Origin of the sequence: Microcystis sp. M53598_WE2 (assembly GCF_030067735.1) — a bacterium.
In the GTDB taxonomy this organism is placed as follows: Bacteria; Cyanobacteriota; Cyanobacteriia; order Cyanobacteriales; family Microcystaceae; genus Microcystis; species Microcystis aeruginosa.
On sequence record NZ_JASJFE010000270.1, the window covers coordinates 1 to 1,180 of the forward strand.

Annotated in this window: 2 protein-coding genes; both read right to left on the reverse strand. The window is 45.2% G+C overall.

All coding sequences use genetic code 11. The annotated features are described in order from the left end of the window. Window positions 1–149: 149 nt before the first annotated feature. The gene (purE, locus tag PX636_RS05700; protein ID WP_012263785.1) at window positions 150–683 is read right to left on the reverse strand and encodes a 5-(carboxyamino)imidazole ribonucleotide mutase; all 534 of its coding nucleotides are present in this window, start codon (window positions 681–683) and stop codon (window positions 150–152) included. Window positions 684–707: 24 nt separating this feature from the next. After that, on the reverse strand, window positions 708–1,180 hold a 473-nt coding region (locus PX636_RS05705), incomplete at its 5' end, for a Uma2 family endonuclease (RefSeq protein WP_288116458.1).

Genomic DNA, 1,180 nt, shown 5'->3' on the forward strand with positions numbered 1-1,180 from the left:
AGACCAGAACAGAGTAAATCTGTTAAGGCAGGTGCGGAACCCCGCAAGGGAAAGAAGCAGAAACCTAAATCGTGAGGTTTGGGAATCGCCGTCCGTTTTACGGCGGCGAGGATGTCAAAATTTGTTACTTAATCTTTTCTCAATCTACCCTACTTAGGTGAACTCTGCTCTAGATAGTCTTGATAGCCTAGTCGTTGAAGATTGCTTTGTTTTTCGAGGACGGAATCGGTGAGGGATTGACGATAGGCGATAACTTGCTCTAAAAGATCGGCATTACCGGTGGCGAGAATTTGAACTGCTAAAAGTCCGGCATTTTTGGCATTACCGATCGCCACCGTGGCCACGGGAATGCCTGCGGGCATCTGTACAATTGAATAGAGAGAGTCTAACCCTTGTAAAGTGCGCGTGACTACGGGAACCCCAATCACGGGTAAGGGGGTTAAAGATGCCACCATCCCGGGTAAATGGGCAGCGCCGCCGGCTCCGGCGATAATCACTTTTATTCCCCTCCTATGAGCGTTTTTGGCGTATTCAAACATTTTTTCGGGGGTACGATGGGCCGAGACGATGGCGACTTCGTGGCTAATCTGAAAAACCTCTAAAACTGCGATCGCTTCTTTCATGGTGGGTAAGTCGGAATCACTGCCCATAATTACACCCACTAGGGGCGCTGCTGTCACCATAGTTACTAGAAAATAATATTTCCCCTAAATTGTATCGGGATCGATGCCTAATTCTCGCAATTTTTGGGCCAATTTTTCCTTAGCTTGTCGTTCCCTTTCTTTCTCTAAAAGAGCCTGTTCTTTCTCTAAAATAGCCTGTTCTTTTGCCTGTCGTTGCTGTAACTCAGCTTCTTGAGGAGTGGGGACTAATTGACCATTGGCGGTAAAATAACGCAGTTTACGGTCAAATATGCCTAAATATAATCCTAACTGTTCACTCCATAAATAACCCTGTTCATTGGGAGAAATGGCTTGATATTGTCCCTCAATTAGTCTAAATCCTTGCAATTCTAAAGTATTGGGATCGAACCAAAAATAATTAGGAGTGCGAAAGGTATTCTGATAGAGAATTTTCTTGTTATTGCGGTCAATATTGGCCGTAGAATCGGAGAGAATCTCGACAATTACATCCGGATATTTACCCTGTTCTCCCCAAACCACCCAACTTTTGCGGGGAC

What these genes read in the sequence shown, in the direction of transcription:
- purE (WP_012263785.1), bottom strand. Translation starts at nt 683, where the DNA reads ATGGTGACAGCAGCGCCCCTAGTGGGTGTAATTATGGGCAGTGATTCC.